Origin of the sequence: Roseburia hominis A2-183 (genome assembly GCF_000225345.1) — a bacterium.
GTDB classification, from domain to species: domain Bacteria; phylum Bacillota; class Clostridia; order Lachnospirales; family Lachnospiraceae; genus Roseburia; species Roseburia hominis.
Genome location: NC_015977.1, coordinates 2,287,227 through 2,305,070, shown reverse-complemented (window position 1 = coordinate 2,305,070; position 17,844 = coordinate 2,287,227). Strand labels below are relative to the sequence as shown.

At 46.0% G+C, this 17,844-nt stretch carries 8 protein-coding genes and 1 pseudogene; 8 read left to right on the top strand and 1 reads right to left on the bottom strand.

What is annotated here, in order from left to right; genetic code table 11:
- Positions 1 to 427 precede the first annotated feature (427 nt).
- Genes RHOM_RS10370 through RHOM_RS10360 form a run of 3 tightly spaced genes read left to right on the top strand, consistent with a single transcriptional unit; the run spans position 428 to position 8,974 of the window.
- The gene (locus tag RHOM_RS10370) at positions 428 to 6,550 is read left to right on the top strand and encodes an ATP-binding protein (RefSeq protein WP_044024671.1); all 6,123 of its coding nucleotides are present in this window, start codon (positions 428 to 430) and stop codon (positions 6,548 to 6,550) included.
- Positions 6,550 to 8,454, top strand: a complete 1,905-nt coding sequence (locus RHOM_RS10365) for an ATP-binding protein (RefSeq protein ID WP_014080257.1) — start codon at positions 6,550 to 6,552, stop codon at positions 8,452 to 8,454. The genes RHOM_RS10370 and RHOM_RS10365 overlap by 1 nt, the downstream gene beginning before the upstream one ends.
- A 13-nt stretch (positions 8,455 to 8,467) precedes the next feature.
- Complete coding sequence (locus RHOM_RS10360) at positions 8,468 to 8,974, top strand: gamma carbonic anhydrase family protein (protein ID WP_014080256.1); 507 nt, start codon at positions 8,468 to 8,470, stop codon at positions 8,972 to 8,974.
- A gap of 72 nt (positions 8,975 to 9,046) precedes the next feature.
- On the opposite strand, the gene RHOM_RS10355 is transcribed toward RHOM_RS10360, so the two are convergent.
- Positions 9,047 to 9,910 carry an AraC family transcriptional regulator gene (locus RHOM_RS10355; protein ID WP_014080255.1) on the bottom strand — a complete coding sequence of 288 codons (864 nt, stop codon included), beginning with the start codon at positions 9,908 to 9,910 and terminating at the stop codon, positions 9,047 to 9,049.
- Positions 9,911 to 10,109: 199 nt separating this feature from the next.
- Between RHOM_RS10355 and RHOM_RS10350 the strand changes: the two genes are divergently transcribed.
- The 5 genes and pseudogenes from RHOM_RS10350 (at position 10,110) to RHOM_RS10330 (ending at position 17,816) form a co-directional block, all read left to right on the top strand.
- The gene (locus tag RHOM_RS10350) at positions 10,110 to 13,148 is read left to right on the top strand and encodes a glycoside hydrolase family 2 TIM barrel-domain containing protein (protein WP_014080254.1); all 3,039 of its coding nucleotides are present in this window, start codon (positions 10,110 to 10,112) and stop codon (positions 13,146 to 13,148) included.
- 158 nt (positions 13,149 to 13,306) lie between these two features.
- Positions 13,307 to 14,704 (top strand): annotated as a pseudogene (locus RHOM_RS10345) (MFS transporter).
- Positions 14,705 to 15,055: 351 nt separating this feature from the next.
- On the top strand, positions 15,056 to 15,856 hold the full coding sequence (locus tag RHOM_RS10340; RefSeq protein ID WP_014080253.1) for a helix-turn-helix transcriptional regulator: 801 nt from the start codon (positions 15,056 to 15,058) through the stop codon (positions 15,854 to 15,856).
- A 386-nt stretch (positions 15,857 to 16,242) separates the two neighbouring features.
- On the top strand, positions 16,243 to 16,872 hold the full coding sequence (locus tag RHOM_RS10335) for a DUF3793 family protein (RefSeq protein ID WP_014080252.1): 630 nt from the start codon (positions 16,243 to 16,245) through the stop codon (positions 16,870 to 16,872).
- 161 nt (positions 16,873 to 17,033) lie between these two features.
- Positions 17,034 to 17,816, top strand: coding sequence for a ZIP family metal transporter (locus tag RHOM_RS10330; RefSeq protein WP_014080251.1), 783 nt, complete (start codon positions 17,034 to 17,036; stop codon positions 17,814 to 17,816).
- Positions 17,817 to 17,844: the final 28 nt, after the last annotated feature.

Sequence of the window (17,844 nt, the reverse complement as noted above, 5' to 3'; positions counted from 1 at the left end):
GAAAAAGAGGGATAAATCCATGGCTTTTGGGCACTGGAAGCAAAAAATACGCCGTGAGACCCGGAAATTGTAAAATTCCGGGTCTCACGGCGTATTTTATCGGCTGTAGACCCGAGAACGCTCCAGCAGATAGAAAAAATGATCAAAATATTCCAGAAAACGGGTCTCACGGCGTATTTTATCGGCTGTAGACCCGAAGTTTCAGAATACAGAGCAGCCGGAATAAATACAACCATGGTACAGAAAGTTGCATGAATCCGCCGGGAGATTATGAAATGCAGAAAGACATTATTTATAGTGTATGACTGTATGCAGATTTGACGAGCACCGTGAATCTCCGGGCGGTTTGCGTGGAAAGAATTCCTTGCAAAAGCGCGGGTGCTGTAATACCATAAATACATGATGGGTTGTAGAAGGAGTAGCTTGTATGGGTGAAGATATAACGGTCAGAGAGATCGGGATTTATTTATTAAACCGAGTCGAAGTGACGCTGAAAGATGACAGCAGGGCGGAAGGCATTCTGCAGAACATCACGGCGGAGACGATCACTGTAGAGGGCAGGGAGATCATGCTTTCGGATGTGGCGGATATCCGGCTGGCAGGGGAACTGACAGATTATGATGTGATGCGTGATACCGGAATGATCGGGAATTTTACATTTGCGCCGGAAGCCTGCCGTGATGCTGCGGAACTGGAACTCATGCGGTATGGAGATTTTGCGTGTACCGTGTCCTGCCATCTGAAGCTTGCATCCGGAAAGATCTGCGCGGATGACATCCGGCTGGTATCGCACATACACAAGATCTGCGCGGAAAAATTAAGCCGGACGGCAGCAATTTACAGCCTTTTTGATGGAACATTTTTAGTCGGCAGATTGCAGCAGGATGGAACCGGGATGCTGGAGCAGTCAGGCGGCGGACAGGTTCCGGTCGATTTTGCCGGGGTGAAGGAGATTTTCCCGCTTCCGGAGACCAACGATTCACTGCATGTCACCATGAAGGACGGGAGCTGTCGGGAGGGTGTCGTGTCGGCTGTGACGGACACCATGTTCGTATTGATCGGTGAGGGCGTGTCCATGATTCCGTTTGCCGATATGCAGGAAATCCGCTACTGCGGGAAAGTGGTGCGTGTGCGGGAACCGGGCAGCCGGGGGAAGACGGATACGTGGAAGATCGCAGTCGGAAGCCGGGATGCAGAAGATGGTTTCTGGTGCAGAGTGCCGGAACATTCCGGAGCAGCGCAGATCGACGTTGGAGATCAGGTCTCCTTTGTGCCGGGAATTACGGATTGCGAATGGATCGCCAAGGATGTCCGGCTGGTGAATGCGGCAGGAAAGGAAGAACCGGCGGAAGCGGGGTATACAGGAAGGGGAATTATTTTATTTTTCCCGAATGCACTCCGGACGAACGGCTTTATCGGGAACTGCTATGTCTCACAGAATTATGCGAAGATGGAGAACGCCGGATTGCCGCGCGGAAATGTCATGTTTTCACAGGAGCAGATTGACTTTGGATTCAAACCGGGCAATATCTACGTGGTTTCCTACACCTGCGCCAAAGAACCGGGTGAGGTGGTGCAGGAGGCGGTCAGTGTGACGCTGGAGAAGATGTATCCTTATGCGGATTATGCGAAAGTGTGGATTGACAGGAACGGCGAGGTAAAGATGCTGCCGGTCTCTGTTTTTTATGCGAAGAAGTTTGTGGGACAGGACGTGGAAGTGCTGCTCTCGAATGGAGAGAGAACTGCCGGAAAGCTGAAGGAATACACGGATGAAAAACTGACGCTTCTTGCGGGAGACGATGGCGCAGAAGAGACGGTTCTGCAGACGGAAGATATCGCGCAGGTGCGGTATGTGGGACTCATTACGGCTTACCGCACGGATAACGGTACCGGTTATATTTCCGGGGAATACTGGTTCCATGTCAATAATCTCACAGATGCCGGTGAGGCATCGCAGCTGGTTCTGGGGCGCAGGGTTTCATTTACGCTTGAGCAGACTTTAAAGGGCAAGCTTTGCGCGGCGAAGGATGTCGCTCTGATCTCAGAGAAGACTGTCATTGCAGAGGAGAAGCAGGAAGAATCCAAACCGGAGAGACTGCGCGGTTATATCGTAAAATACATGATCAAGCAGCCGGTCAGTGCAGGGTTCGGTTTTATTGTACCGGAGGAAGAACTGGAAGCCCATCTGGAGGACAAGGAGGGAACCGTCTATTTCAAGCAGACCGACATTGACTGTGAGACGATGCCGAAGCTGAATACCAAAAGTTATTATTACGAGGTTTTATATACCCCGTATACCCTGCATGGCAAGACATGCGCGAAGGATGTGAAGATCGGTGCCGGACATCCGTATCCGGAGAAAAAGTCAACCGCTCCGGTGGCGGTGACCGCAGTGACAAAAAAGATTGTTTCAAAGACACTGCCGCTTGTGGAATATCTGGAAACGGAGGAGGCGCGCTATGTGGGGGCTTCTCCGAAACTCGGAATTATCTCTCTCTACAACGGACACTATGCGCTGATCAGCGACTGCTATATCAATAAAAAGCTTGTGACAGATCAGGAGTATGCACCGGACGGCGCGATTGCGATCTTCAATCCGGAGCTTGCACAGATCGAAACGGAAGAGACGATAAAGACAGCAAAGCACTGTTATCTGGTAAAATATGTGCCGGGCGGCACAATGGTAAATGAAAAAACCGGCATGGAGCATCCGTCCGTTGATTATAATTATCCGGTTCTGGTGTTGGCGTCCTTTGCGAAGAACCAGTATATCTGTCTTAAAATTGAGGCGGATGCATTGCAGGTGCGGAAAGTGGAGCAGGTAATGTCCACGCTTGGCACCGCCGTACCGGAACAGGTGGATTTTGATATTCCGGAGCTTTGCAGCGGGGAGAGTGTGATCTTCGAGATGACGGATTCCACGGCGGCTTACCACGTGATCGACAGCGTGGGGGATGATTTTTACCGTGTAAAGGACGGAAAACAGATCCTGAAAAATGAGATTCAGAAGATCTACCGTTTCGGTGTTGTCACAGACTTTAATATGGAGGAAGGCATTGCGGTGATCAACCGTGTCATGAATTTTTCCCTGACGCTGGCAGACCCGAACGTCATCAATATTTTAAAGAGCCAGATGAACGTGACACGCCTGCATGTTATTTTCGCCTGCGAGGACAACCGGATCACGGAAGTGCACCGCATATCGGAAGCTTACAGCGGATTGATCCGCTGGCAGGAGGGAACGGTCACGCAGTGCGATGAACTGCACCGGGCAATCGTGGTGGACCAGAAGGCAAAACACTATATGTCTGTGCTCTCGGACGGTATGATCAACCGGGCATTTAAGAGCCATACGCTCACCGGGCAGAGAGTATTTGTAAAATGTGTGCACCATGTGTTTGCGGAGGAGGGACAGACGGTGCTGTCTCTGGCAGAATCTGTGATAGAGATCCGGTGTCAGAGAGAGACGGCAACCATCCAATACGATGCGGGGCGTGATATTTATCTGGGTTACCGTAACGCGACGAAATATTATCCGGTTTACGGTGCCTCACAGATACTGGCGGGATATGTGAATAAGGAAACGGCGATTGTTTTTGCACCGGGTGCGGACGGACTGGAACTGGAGGCGCGACTTGTGGAGGCAGGAGGAGCACAGGCACAGCCGGAAGCTCAGACGGAGGAATTCGAGGCGGATGAAGCTTCGGTCACGCTGGAAAATGCGATCGGCGAGAATCTGGCAAAGTTCTGTATGGAACAGGTGGATTTAAGCCAGCTGCTGTTAAAGGGAGTGACCTTAAACGAGCAGAGCATGCCGGAAAATAGTGAGAATGCACAGAGAGCAGTGGATATTCTTCACGGACAGCCGGGGGAACTGCAATCCTTTGCGGCTGCCAAAATCGCGCTTGCCTATCCGGAGGTGGAGCTGGAGCATGGCGCGGAAGCGGGTGGAAAATATGACAGAGAGAACCAGATCGGAAGACTGTTGATCGGCACATTGCAGAAGAACTGCCGCAAGATCGGTCTGGACGCCAATATGGTATTCGGGGAGCAGACGTATTACCTGTCCGTTCTGCTGCGTTATCCGCTCAGAAAGAGCAATAAGAAAAATGCAGCGCAATTCTCGATGGGCGACTGTCTCTATCAGCTGTTTTTGCAGGACTTCGGCACGAGAGAGCAGCTTGCCAACTACTTACAGCAAGGGAAGACCGCAGACCGCGGACAACTTGAGACGCTGCTGAACCAGAATTGCAGGCAGATGAGTGAACTTATCTCCCACATGATGCTGCTGGATCAGAAGAGTATGGAGACCGTCTGCGCCATTTTAAAGAAGAATACGACGCTGACCAATGAGCTGCTTCGATATGCGGTGCAGATTGACGATATGATCCGTACGACCAGCCTTGCGGAAGCGCTGCAGGCCTTGCGGGAGCGCTATAAGAAGGACAGAAGCCGCTTTTCGGCAAACCTGACCGGAATCCTCTCTGGAAGTAATATCTCTGCGGATGTGAGAGAACTGATTTTAAACATGCAGGTGCGTTTTTTAAAGCTGGCGGGAAAGGATGACAGAGCGCGCTTTGAAAAGCTGCAGAGGGCGTGCATGAGCGTCTGCGATTACACCAATCAGCCGGGATTTTCATTACAGGAGCGCCTGCTGCGGGATGCCTACCGGGAGATCCGCGAACTGGAGGAAGAGATCAAGAAGCATCCGAGCAGAGAGGCGGTAGAGATTCTGTGGATGTGTACGGACGGAGCGGATGGCGCCAACATTTTTGCAAAATTGAAAAAAGAGATCGCACAGCTGCTGAACTCCATGTATCAGGATGAGAAGACCCGCCCGAAGATCTGGTGCAAGCCGAACCAGGAACTGATCGAGAACGGACAGAAGACGTTCTGGCTGATCGTCGGGAACGGAGCAGCAAATATGAACCTCCAGTCGGCGGACAACGTCGGGATTATTTTGGAATCCTACACAGAGGGCGTGGACGTTCCTTCTAAAATCGTGTTGGAACAGAAGCACCTGGCTGCCGGGGATCAGATCCCGGTCGAGGTTGCGATCAGCGTGGAGGAAGGATATACAGGAAGCTTAAATATCGGCTGGTCCGTGGAATACGAATACACGACCGCATTTCTGACCGGGGAAAATGACCGCAACGGCAGTCTGCAGAAAAAGACGGTTCGCGAGGATGCCGGCAATTATCTGGAACTGCAGTACGGCACCGGCAGGATGGAAGGTAAGGATACCGGTGCAGAGAATCCGTATCTGGAACCGTCGCAGGGACAACCGCTGGAAGACAATAAGATGTTCTTCGGGCGCGAGGAGGAGAGCCGCGAGATAAGAAGCAGTATCCTTAGAACCGTAGACGGAGAGGAACAGTTCATTCCGGGAAGTGCAGTCATTATCCACGGACAGAAAAAGAGCGGCAAGACCAGTCTGGTCTATCAGATAAAAAATTATATCAAGGACAATGAGAAACTGCGCCAAAAAGCGATCATGCTGAATTTTAATAACATTCTGGACGAAACCGGCGGCGTGGAACTGCTTCCTTACTTTAAGCGGTCGTTTTATGCCAATATTCTGTCCCGCTTTGAAAATGAGATCTACGATCATCATCCGGATGTGGTGGAGCTTTTAAGACAGAATCAGCTTGAAATTCCGGATTTGTTTGATCCGGCAGGCAATGAGACGTGGGCGGCGCTCTTCGAGAGATTTTTCCGGGAGTTTTTCCGGTATGATGGCGGGGAACATGTGATTCTCCTGTTTATGGATGAATTTACGCTTCTATGTACGACCATCATGAGCGAGATACGCAGAGACAAAGAGAAAAATGAGAGCCTGGCGGCTATCCCGAACTTTATCAAGACATTTTCACAGTATGGTTTTATTCAGGTGATCATCGGACATGAGGCGATGATGCGGGCATTTGACAGCCTTGGCGTACTCAACCACACGGCGGAATTTGCCAAGTCTGTGGAGATTGCGGCGCTGGATGAGGAGGCGTCCGTCCGGCTGGTGAAGGAGCCGATGGAACGGGCATTCGGGTATGACGTATACGACACGGAACTTGGAAGACGGGCGGTGGAGAAGCTATTGGATCTGTCGGGATGTAATCCGACGTATCTGATGCGGCTGTGCAGCCAGATGTTTGCTTACTTTGTGAGTGACCGCTGTCCGAGATCACGGATTCTCGTCAGCGATGTGGAAGAGATGGTACGGCAGTTTATCAGAGAGCTGCTGCTGACGGATTTTGATATCCTTCTGGTGGAAGACGGCGACAGCGTGGAAGATCCGGAAAGCCGCAAGACGTATCAGTATCTGAAGAGTGCGGCGTTTGCCACGGTGAAATCCTTTGATCAGAGAACGTCCGACATGAAGGAGATCAACCGGAAACTCACAGAAGAACAGGGATATAGCACGGAGGAGATCGAGCGGACCAAGAATCTGCTTGAGGCACGCCGTGTGATCTCCATTACATCCGGCGGAAGAGTGAAGATCAATACCGGATTGTTTGTGGAATTTATGTTACAGAAGAACGGAGGAAGAGAATAATGGGTGAATTATATATTGAACGAAAGGAGGTCAGCCAGATACTGAGGAAAAAGGTCTTCTTCGTGGAGGAAGGAGATTATGGCAAGTGTTATTCGCTGATTGGACCAAACGGCATCGGCAAGACGACACTGATCCGGCACCTGAGCGACGAACTGGAGAGGGCGGCAAAGCCGCACACCTACTATTTTAATACGGTGCTGGAGGCAGGAACCTCGTTCTGGCAGTTTTGGACAGTACTGATTCTAAAATTTTCTGATACCATCGGGGAAGAGGAGCTTCGCGATGCACCTGTGCCAAATGACAGGCTGGTGGAGAAAATCCTCAAATCCTATCAGTTCTTTGAAGAAAATATCGGGCATCAGGATGACGTCGTCTTTAAGATGAATGCTACGAGAGAATTGTCTTCGTTGTTTGAATATTATACAAAGCTTGGAATCCGGATGATTCTGACAATCGATGAATTTGACCGGGCACAGGCAATCTTCAAGGACGGGCAGTTTTTCCAGCGCTTGTTTGGTCTGACGCCAAAGGGCGCCAACCGGCTGAATCTGTCGATCATTACGATCTCCAGGCGGAGCGTGAGCACGATCGCGCATCATATGCAGGAGGGGTCGAATTTTCAGGATGCGTTTCCGGCACTGGCACTGAAAGGTTTTTCCAATGAGGAATTGGAAGAGTATTTTAACTTCTACAGGGATATGCCGTGCGGTCTTCTGGAGGAGAAGGAAAGACAGCAGATCCTTTGTCTGTGCGGACGGTCGCCGGGGCTGCTGATGCAGATGCGGGATGAAATCGAGAATCTGGACGGGAGTCCTGTTGACATCGGATGGATTTTCCGGGAGCGGGGAGCTTTCATCAAGACGGCGTATGAGCGTATGTGTACACTCATGAGAACAGAGTATGTGAATCAGAGCAAGACCAGAAGCAGCATGGGCATCTTCATTGAAAAGTTTATCGGCCCTGCATATTCCGAAAAGCTTAACGAGTGGGTGGAAAAGCTGTATGACTATGGATTTGTGACCCGTGTGGAGAAGTCTGAAAAAAATGTGTTTGAACTGGCGGGTCTCACGGATTACCGCGATAAGGGAGAACTGGTATATGAGCCGATCTCTCCGTATTTTGTTGATTTTGTGAAGGATTTTGCTGTTTTGGATGAACTGGATTCGCTCGCAGCAATGTTAGAGCAGACGGAGCGGAGCATCCGCGACGTATTGATGCGGGCACTCAGTAAGGAATACTCGGAAGAATGGGAGACGGTACTCGGTCAGGATGTGCAGCGAAAGGATGATTATCTGGAAAATCTGCGCCGGATTGCGACCGAGAACGAGGCGGATCAGAGAAATATTATCATCTCCAAGCTGAATGTGCTCGCGTTTAATGATTACTTTCAGATTATCCGCAAACACTGGGATATTATGAAAAAGTATTTCAGCCTGTATTCGTCTCTTGATGAGTTAAAGCAGGATATGTACAGCTTAAACAACTGCCGCAATACATCCGCGCATCTGAATCTGGAGATATTAAACGAGTCGGGACGCCATGATTTGCGCAAGATTTGTGAATTTATACTGGAAAATTTCAAATGTGCAGGAGGACAGCGGACGGCAGAGGCATTCGGCACTGCGGCAGAGGCATCCGCTGAGAAGCCGTCACAGCCGGCGGGCGGTACGGGAGCCTGGCATGAGTCCATGATCGGTCAGACAGTAACGCTGACACAGACGGAGGCAACGACGACCGGTGTGCTGCGCGGCGTGATCGCGGGCACTTCACATGGAGCATCGCTGTCGAAAAAATATCTTCTTGGCAGGGGGACACCGGCGCGCATGCTCGCTGGCAAAGATCAGAGGATCCGTCTTACCCGCTGGGATGAAAATGCACAGAAGTTCAATGCGGAGCTGGTATAAGGAGTGTGGAAAAATGAACTATAAGCGGATTACAGACCTTCCAGGTGTGCGGATTGCACGCGAGGCGATGGTGGTCGGAGACGTGACGATCGGGGAGGACAGCTGTGTGCTGTTTTACTCCACCGTGCGTGGGGATGAGGGAACCATCACGATCGGAAGAGAGACAAACATTCAGGAAAGCTGTACGATTCATGCGAGCATCGAGGGCGATGTGGTGATTGGTGACAATGTGACCATCGGGCATCAGGCGGTTGTCCACGGATGCACGGTCGGCGACCGGACGCTGATCGGGATGGCGGCGACGATCCTGGATGGAGCGGAGATTGGCTGTGACTGTATCGTCGGGGCGGGAAGCCTTGTCACAAAGCACACCCGGGTGCCGGATGGATCGCTGGTGCTCGGAAGCCCGGCGAGGGTCGTGCGGCAGCTGACGGAAGCGGAGAAAAAAGATATTTACCGCAACAGCCGGGAATATGTGAAGGTGGCGCGTGAGATGCAGGAGCAGGGACTGCTCCCGTAACAGGCGCAATAAGCATATCGTGCTTTGCTTTGATAAGTAATATTATCAGAAAGAAGACCACATCGTGGGATTTCAGAATTTGTTTCTCAGCTTTCGGTATTCTCTCGGCGAATATCCTTTCAACTTGTGAAAAAGCCGACTGAAATAAAGCTGGTTATCATATCCGACAATCTTAGAAATCTCATTGATGGAATAAGTTGTTGTTTCAAGTAACATCTGAGCATTGTTGATGCGGATTCCCACAATGAATTGCATTGGTGTAGAACCGGTATATTTTTTGAAATTTCGGATAAACCAGCTGACACTCATGCCTCGTGAGGCAGCATAATCATCAATATTGATATTTTGATTGTAGTTTTCACTGAAAAAGGTAACAGCATTATCCATCTCATAATCAAGATATTCATTTTTTAATATGTGCTCTCTTGTCAGTTCCCGGTGGAAACTGATCAGAAGATGACGTAGCAAAAGGACAAGCATTTCCTCATAATTGTCTTGACAGCGTTGGAGCTCGATAATGATACGTTTGAAAATTTGTTCATATTCATTAGATGTACCCACTTGAAAGACACGTTCTTTATCCGGAAACCCATATTGACGTAAGATATTTTTCACATTGCTTCCTGTGAAGTGAATCCAGTATACTTCTGTCTTATCTTCTCCGTAATATTCATATTTTTGGAGTTCTTTCGGTCTGTACAGTACAATGTTGCCGGCTGGAACAATCGTTTCATTATTTACATTATCAAAATGAAAATGCCCACAACCAGCAGTGATATATATAATCTGATAATCCAGACGACCCCTTGGACGGTAGGTCGGAAGTTTGGGATGTCTGGAAAGACGGTAAGTACCACAGCTACCGACAATCAGCGGACGACTTTTGTCTTTGAAATCCATATGTGAGTGGTTCAAATAACCGGTGTTCAAATACATAGGACAGCACCTCTTTTCGTACTTTTTATCATTGTATCATTTAGTGCATATTTTGTCTAATCCAATTCATAGACATATTTTGCGGATTAGGATAAGCTATATATAGCATAACTAAGGAACGTAAACAAAAAGTAAAGTATAAGGTTTGCTTTAGGAAAACAAAGAACAAAAAAGTATATGTATTGGAGGAGAGCTATTTATGATCGTACCACGTTATTATGAAAATCTAAGCGTACTGCACGAAAACACAATGCCAGCCAGAGCCTATTATATTCCGGCATCCAGAAGAATGGATAACTTGGTGGAACACAGAGAAGAGTCAGATCGTATGCAGTTATTGAATGGAACTTGGAAATTCCAGTATTTTAACAGCATCTATGACATTCAGGATTCTTTCTTTGAGAAGAATTATGATACAGAAAATTTTGATGAGATTCAGGTTCCAAGTGTATGGCAGATGGCTGGATATGATACACACCAGTATACAAACATCCGGTATCCATTTCCGTTTGATCCACCATATGTGCCACAGGACATTCCGTGTGGAGCCTATGTACATACTTTTGAGTACAGTAGAGATGAGAAAGCGCCAAAATCTTTTTTGAACTTTGAAGGAGTAGACAGTTGCTTTTACGTATGGATCAATGGCTCTTACATAGGATACAGCCAGGTTTCGCATATGACCAGTGAGTTTGATGTTACCGATGTACTTCAGGATGGAACGAATACGGTGGCAGTGTTGGTAATGAAGTGGTGTGATGGTTCCTATTTGGAAGATCAGGACAAATTCCGTATGAGTGGTATTTTCCGGGATGTGTACATTTTGAAACGCCCAAAACAGGCAATCAGTGATTATCATATTAAAACAAGAATTGAGGATATGCTTGCGAAAGTAGAAATTGAAATGAAATTCTACTCTCCGTTAAATGTAAAAATTTCGATTGAAGATAGAAACGGAGCAGTTGTAGCACTAGGAAGTATTGCTGAAGAAGGAACAGCTGTATTAGAAATCGCAAGTCCGGAACTTTGGAATACAGAAAATCCATATCTGTATAAACTGATTCTTGAAACAGAAAATGAAGTAATTGTGGATCACATTGCATTAAGAAAGATAGAGATTAAAGACCAGGTCATTTATCTAAATGGACAGAAGATTAAATTCCGTGGAGTCAATCGACATGATTCCGATCCGGTTACGGGATTTACAATCAGTCTGGAACAGATTACAACCGATCTTACGTTAATGAAGCAGCATAATTTTAATGCGATCCGTTCCAGCCACTATCCGAACGCACCATTTTTCTATGAAATGTGTGACAAGTATGGATTCATGGTGATAGATGAAGCAGATATTGAAGCTCATGGTCCATTTATGATTTACAGAAAAGAAGACACCGATTACAATCGGTTCAAGCGATGGAATGAGAAGATTGCAGATGATCCGGTATGGGAAGAGGCAATCGTTGATCGCGTAAAACTCATGGTGGAACGTGACAAAAACCGTTTCTGTATTGTCATGTGGTCAATGGGAAATGAGAGTGCTTATGGCTGCAACTTTGAAAAAGCACTGGAATGGACAAAGAATTATGATCCAGACCGCATCACACAATATGAGAGTGCAAGATACCGTAATTATGATGAAACATATGATTACAGCAATCTGGATGTGTACAGCCGGATGTACCCAGCGCTTTCCGAAATTCAGGAATATCTGGATAAAGATGGAAGCAAACCCTTCCTTTTGGTAGAGTACTGTCACAGCATGGGAAACGGACCTGGAGATTTTGAAGATTACTTCCAGATGATTCAGGATAATGATAAAATGTGCGGCGGCTTTGTCTGGGAATGGTGTGACCATGCGATTGCCCATGGAACTGCTGAGAATGGAAAGACAATCTATGCTTATGGGGGCGACCATGGCGAAGAAATTCATGATGGCAACTTCTGTATGGATGGATTAGTATATCCGGACAGAACGGTACATACAGGACTTTTGGAATACAAGAATGTTTATCGCCCGGCAAGAGTTATTTCCTATAACAAAGAAAGCGGAGAACTGGTGCTTCATAACTACATGGATTTTGATGACTTGAAAGATTATGTGAAGATCAGTTATGAACTGACACAGGATGGTCTTGTGATCAGCAAAGGCATACTTCCGGAGTTTTCTGTGGCACCACACGGGGAAGGAAAAACAAACCTGAAGATCAATGTTCCAGAGAATGGGAAATGTTATTTAAAACTTATTTATCATCTGAAAAAAGAATTGCCACTGTTGGATGAAGACCATATTCTTGGATTTGATGAAATTGAGGTAAGTAAAGAGGATACAAAATGTAAACTTGCAGAGAAATGGAAACCAAAAACAGTAGTGGACTCTGAATTACAGGTAAATGAAAATGATACACAGATTCATATCAAGGGGCGTGAATTTGCTTATACCATAGACAAACGTACTGCACTCTTTACAGAGATGAAATTCGCAGGGCGGGAATACTTGAACCATCCGATGGAATTAAATATTTGGAGAGCTCCAACAGATAACGATATGTACATCAAGTCTGAATGGAAGAAAGCCCACTATGATAAGGCTTACACAAGAGCCTATACGACAGAGGTTGTGCAGGGAAAACATGGTGTGAAGATTACAAGCCATGCTTCCGTTGTGGCAGAGACAGTACAGAAGATTCTTGATGTGACGATTACATGGAAAATAGAAGCTGCTGGAAAGATTGATGTAGATATTGCAGTAACAAAAGACGATGAATTCCCGGATCTTCCGAGATTTGGTGTGAGGATGTTCCTGGATAAAAAACTTTCAGCTGTAAGATACTTTGGAATGGGACCACAGGAAAGTTATTGTGATAAACATCAGGCTGCGAGCCACGGTTTGTACCGGGCAGATGTAGGGGATTTACATGAGGACTATATCCGTCCACAGGAAAATGGAAGCCATTATGATTGTGAATATGTAGAGCTTAACAACAGCCGATATGGAATTGTGGCATCCGCAGAAAAGGCATTTTCATTCAATGCTTCTTATTATACACAGGAAGAACTTGAGAAGAAAACGCATAATTATGAATTAATAGAATCAGATAGTGTAGTATTCTGTGTTGACTACGCATTAAATGGCATTGGTTCTAATAGTTGTGGTCCAGTTGTATTGGAGCAGTACCGATTTGATGATGTATTATTCCGGTTTCAGTTTACACTGATACCGTATGTAAAGGGGTAATAAAGTTTCATGTAACCCGTAAACAAGGAAAGAGAGTCTGATTGTAATGTAAAGTCCGGATATACAGAGCAATCAGACAAAAACGAAACAAAAGAAAAATTTAGAATTAGGCATCTTGAGATTCTAAGTGCAATGAATATGAGGAGCAAAAGAATTCTATGGAAGAAAAAAAGTATTTGAAATGGTATAACAAAATTGGATACGGATCAGGTGATATTGCAGGTAATGTAGTCTATGCGTTCCTGACATCTTTTATGATGGTCTATCTGACGGACTCGGTAGGACTTGCTGCAGGTGTCGTGGGTACCCTGATTGCCGTATAAAAACTATTTGATGGTTTTACGGATATATTTTTTGGATCAATGATTGACAAAACACACAGTAAAATGGGAAAAGCGAAACCCTGGATGCTATACGGATATATTGGTTGTGCCATTACGCTGGTCTGCTGCTTTGCAGTACCGGTGAGTTTGGGAACAACGGCTAAATATGCATGGTTCTTTATTTCTTATACACTGTTAAATGGTGTGTTTTATACAGCAAACAATATTGCTTATTCAGCACTTACGTCACTGATTACAAAGAACAGCAAAGAGCGTGTACAGATGGGATCTTACCGTTTTATTTTTGCATTTTCAACAAGTCTTCTGATTCAGGCGATTACAGTTGGATTTGTAGATAAATGTGGTGGAGATGCTGCGGCATGGAGAACGGTTGCTATTATCTATGCAATCATTGGTCTGGTCGTAAATACGATTTCAGCACTTTCTGTTAAGGAACTTCCGGAGGAAGAACTTAATGAAGGAGAAGTAAAGAATGATAATGAAAAGTATGGAATGGTACAGGCATTCAAGCTTCTTGTCAAAAACAAATATTACATGATGATTTGTGGAACATATATTTTACAGCAGTTATATGGTGCCATGATTGGAGCTGGTATTTATTACATGACATGGGTACTGAAAAATAAGAATTTGTTTGGACAATTTGCATGGGCAGTAAATATTCCACTGATCATTGCCCTGATTTTCACACCGACATTAGTTGGTAAGTGGAAAGGTATGTATAAACTGAACTTAAGAGGCTACGTCTTAGCAGTCATCGGTAGAGCACTTGTTGTTGTTGCCGGATATATGGGCAGTGTTCCGCTGATGATGGCATTTACAGCTCTTGCAGCCTTAGGTCAGGGACCATGGCAGGGAGATATGAATGCAGTTATCGCATCTTGCTCTGAATACACTTATCTTACGCAGGGAAAGAGAATTGACGGAACGATGTACTCTTGTACTTCTCTTGGTGTAAAAATTGGTGGAGGTATTGGAACCGCTGTTGTTGGATGGATGCTTGAGTTTAGTGGATATGTCGGAACAAATGCAACTCAGCCACAGTCTGCACTTGATATGATGCAGTTCATGTATCTTTGGCTTCCGTTAATCTTTGATGTATTGATTATGTTTGTACTTTCAAAAATGAATGTAGAAGATGCAAATAAAAAACTGAAAGCAGAAAAAGGAATTGCTGCAGATGAAGTAACAGATGCATTAGACATAAATTAGAATTGACAGGAGAAAGCGTTGTCTGGTCGTTGCTCGATGGGACAGTGCTTTTTTCTATATATAAAGTGATAGAACTGTATTTTGAAAATAAAAAAGGACCACTTCATTTTTGTGAAATGGCCTTAAGAAAATATTCAGTTTTCACAAAATAGTCCTTTTAGTATTTATACATGGTAAGGATGCTCAAAATATTCAGTGTAGAATACTAAAAGGTCATTCAGATATTTTTTTAGGTTGCTCATTTGCAATTCCTCCTTTCCTTATTTACAAGTTGATTATAAGATAGGTGTAAAAGGATTGCTTGCCAAATCGAAAGAAGATATAGACAAATGTTGCAAAGGGGAGTATTTCATGCAGTTAAAATATGTTGACACAAAAGAGGAGATTATAGCAATAAATAGGAAGTCAAAACATATTGAACCACATCTTCATAATGCACTGGAGATCGTTTGTGTAACAAGTGGATCATTAGAACTTGGTGTCGGACAGGAACTATACCATATGGAAAAAGGAGATATAGGCTTTGTATTTCCAGATGTTATTCATCACTATCAGGTACTGACACCCGGTGTAAATAAAGCGACTTATCTGATTGCATCGCCATTTACGATAGCCAAATTTGCAGATATCATGCAATCCATGGCTCCTGAATACCCAATCATCAAAGCGGAAAAGGTTGAACCGGAGGTATATAGGGTTATAAATGCAATTTTAGAGACAGAACAGTCGGATATTACTGTTGCACAGGCATATTTTCAAATTGTGTTGGCACGCTGCATAGGAAAATTAAACTTGGTAGAAAAGAGCAGTGTGGGGAGCAACGATCTTATTTACCAGACAGTTTCCTATATATCAGCAAATTTCAAGAAGAAGTTTTCGTTGGAAGAGATGGCAAAAGACCTGGGCGTGAGCAAATATGTTTTATCCAGACTCTTTTCCAAGACATTTCATAGAAACTTTAATCAATATCTTAACGATGCAAGGCTGAACTATGCATGCCATCGTTTGGAAAATACGAGTGATTCTATTACAAATATTTGTCTGGATAGTGGATTTGAAAGTCAGAGAACGTTTAACCGAGTATTTAAAGAAAGATATAAAATATCACCAAGTGATTATCGAAGTACCTGTGTGAAAGAGATGTTGTCATAAAAGGTTCTGTTGATCGAAATATTTACTTTGATTTTACAGTGCTATGTATTTGATTTCATGTGTGGATGATATAATGAATCATATCGGATTCATATTGGAAGTTCCTGCGGAACTTCAGATGCGCAGAAAGCAGCGCAAAAAGATGATATAATACATTTTTTAAGACGGGAAATGCTTGATTTTACAGCATTTCCAGACGAATATTCCACCTGCATTTCCACATGAAATCTCCAAGTGTGTTTCTAATAATATTACTTATCACTCAAAAGCAGTCTATGCTTATTGCGACAATTCTTTTGATCCTTGACAAGATGCCTGATGTCGTATATGATACAGATAGTTAGAGGAGACTAACTCAAAAGATCGTTGATACAGGAGGGATCGGCATGAGTCGTGAGACATGGGAGATTTTGCAGCAGATGGAGCCAAAAGATGTGGAATTGCAGCTTGCACTGCAGTGTGCGCCGTTAATCGCAGGCTTAAAGCCGTCGAATCTGTTCAATATTCCGTGTGAGGGAGTATGTCAGGTTCGGGAGCTGATCCGGGATACCGGAATATCCATGTATGTGCTTTTTTCAACCGGCAGAAAAGCGGCTGTGCTCTTATACCGAAGAGAAAGCCTGGAAGAATACATGGAACAGGAACAGGTGAAAAGGATGCTGCATAAACTGGGATATCAGGATACTTCCTTGGAGGCGGTGCTTCCTGTTTTCCGGATGCGTTACCGCAGGTACATGCAGGAGCGCAGGGATTTCCCTCATGAGATGGGACTGCTTTTGGGTTATCCGGTGGAGGATGTGAGAGGGTTTATCGAGCATCAGGGAAGAGATTATCTCTGCACCGGGTACTGGAAGGTATATGAGAACCTGGAACAGAAGCAGCAGCTATTCCAGCGGTTTGAGTACGCGAAAGAAAATCTGGTACTGCTGCTTTCCTACGGAGTGGGAATGGCGGATATTATGGATATCTTCGGCGGGACCGGACAAAAGACGCTGTACCAGGAATGTGCAGGTTAGAAGTGATGGGAGGACACTGAAGAAGATTCAGTGTCCGTTTTTGTATCATGGAAATTTTTTTTTGCCGCACATTTTGCGCCGGAACTGGCGGGAGGCTTGACAAATAGGAAGTGATTGATAAAATAAGGTTAGTAAAAGCTAACTGAAAAGGAGGCTTGCAAATGAACTGGAGTGTATTTTACGGAATATTGATACCGTTTCTTGGAACATCGTTCGGCGCGGCGTGCGTGTTTTTTATGAAAAAGGAGATGGGAGACCGGCTGCAGCGTATGCTGACGGGATTTGCCGCAGGCGTGATGGTGGCGGCGTCGATCTGGAGTCTTTTGATTCCGGCGATGGAGCAGGTTGTCGATATGGGAAAGCTGGCGTTTGTGCCGGCAGTCGCAGGGTTCTGGTGTGGGATCCTGTTTCTTCTTCTGCTCGACCATATCATCCCGCATCTGCACCGTAACAGCCAGAGTGCGGAGGGACCGAAGAGCCAGCTGAAGCGCACGACGATGCTCGTGCTTGCCGTCACATTACATAATATCCCGGAAGGCATGGCGGTCGGCGTTGTGTATGCGGGGTATCTGGCGGGCAGCACCCAGATTTCCGCGGCGGCCGCGATGGCGCTGTCGCTTGGAATCGCGATTCAGAATTTCCCGGAGGGGGCGATTATTTCCATGCCGCTTCGGGCGGAGGGAACCGGAAAGCCGAAGGCATTCTTAGGAGGCGTGCTCTCGGGGATTGTGGAGCCGATCGGGGCGATTCTCACGATCCTGGCGGCGGGACTGATTGTCCCGGCACTGCCGTATCTGCTCAGTTTTGCGGCGGGGGCAATGCTCTATGTGGTCGTGGAGGAACTGATTCCGGAGATGTCGCAGGGAGAGCACTCGGATGTCGGCACGATATTTTTTGCGGTGGGATTCAGCGTCATGATGATGCTCGATGTGGCGCTGGGCTGACACTTTTATTAGAACGGGCGGATGGCTT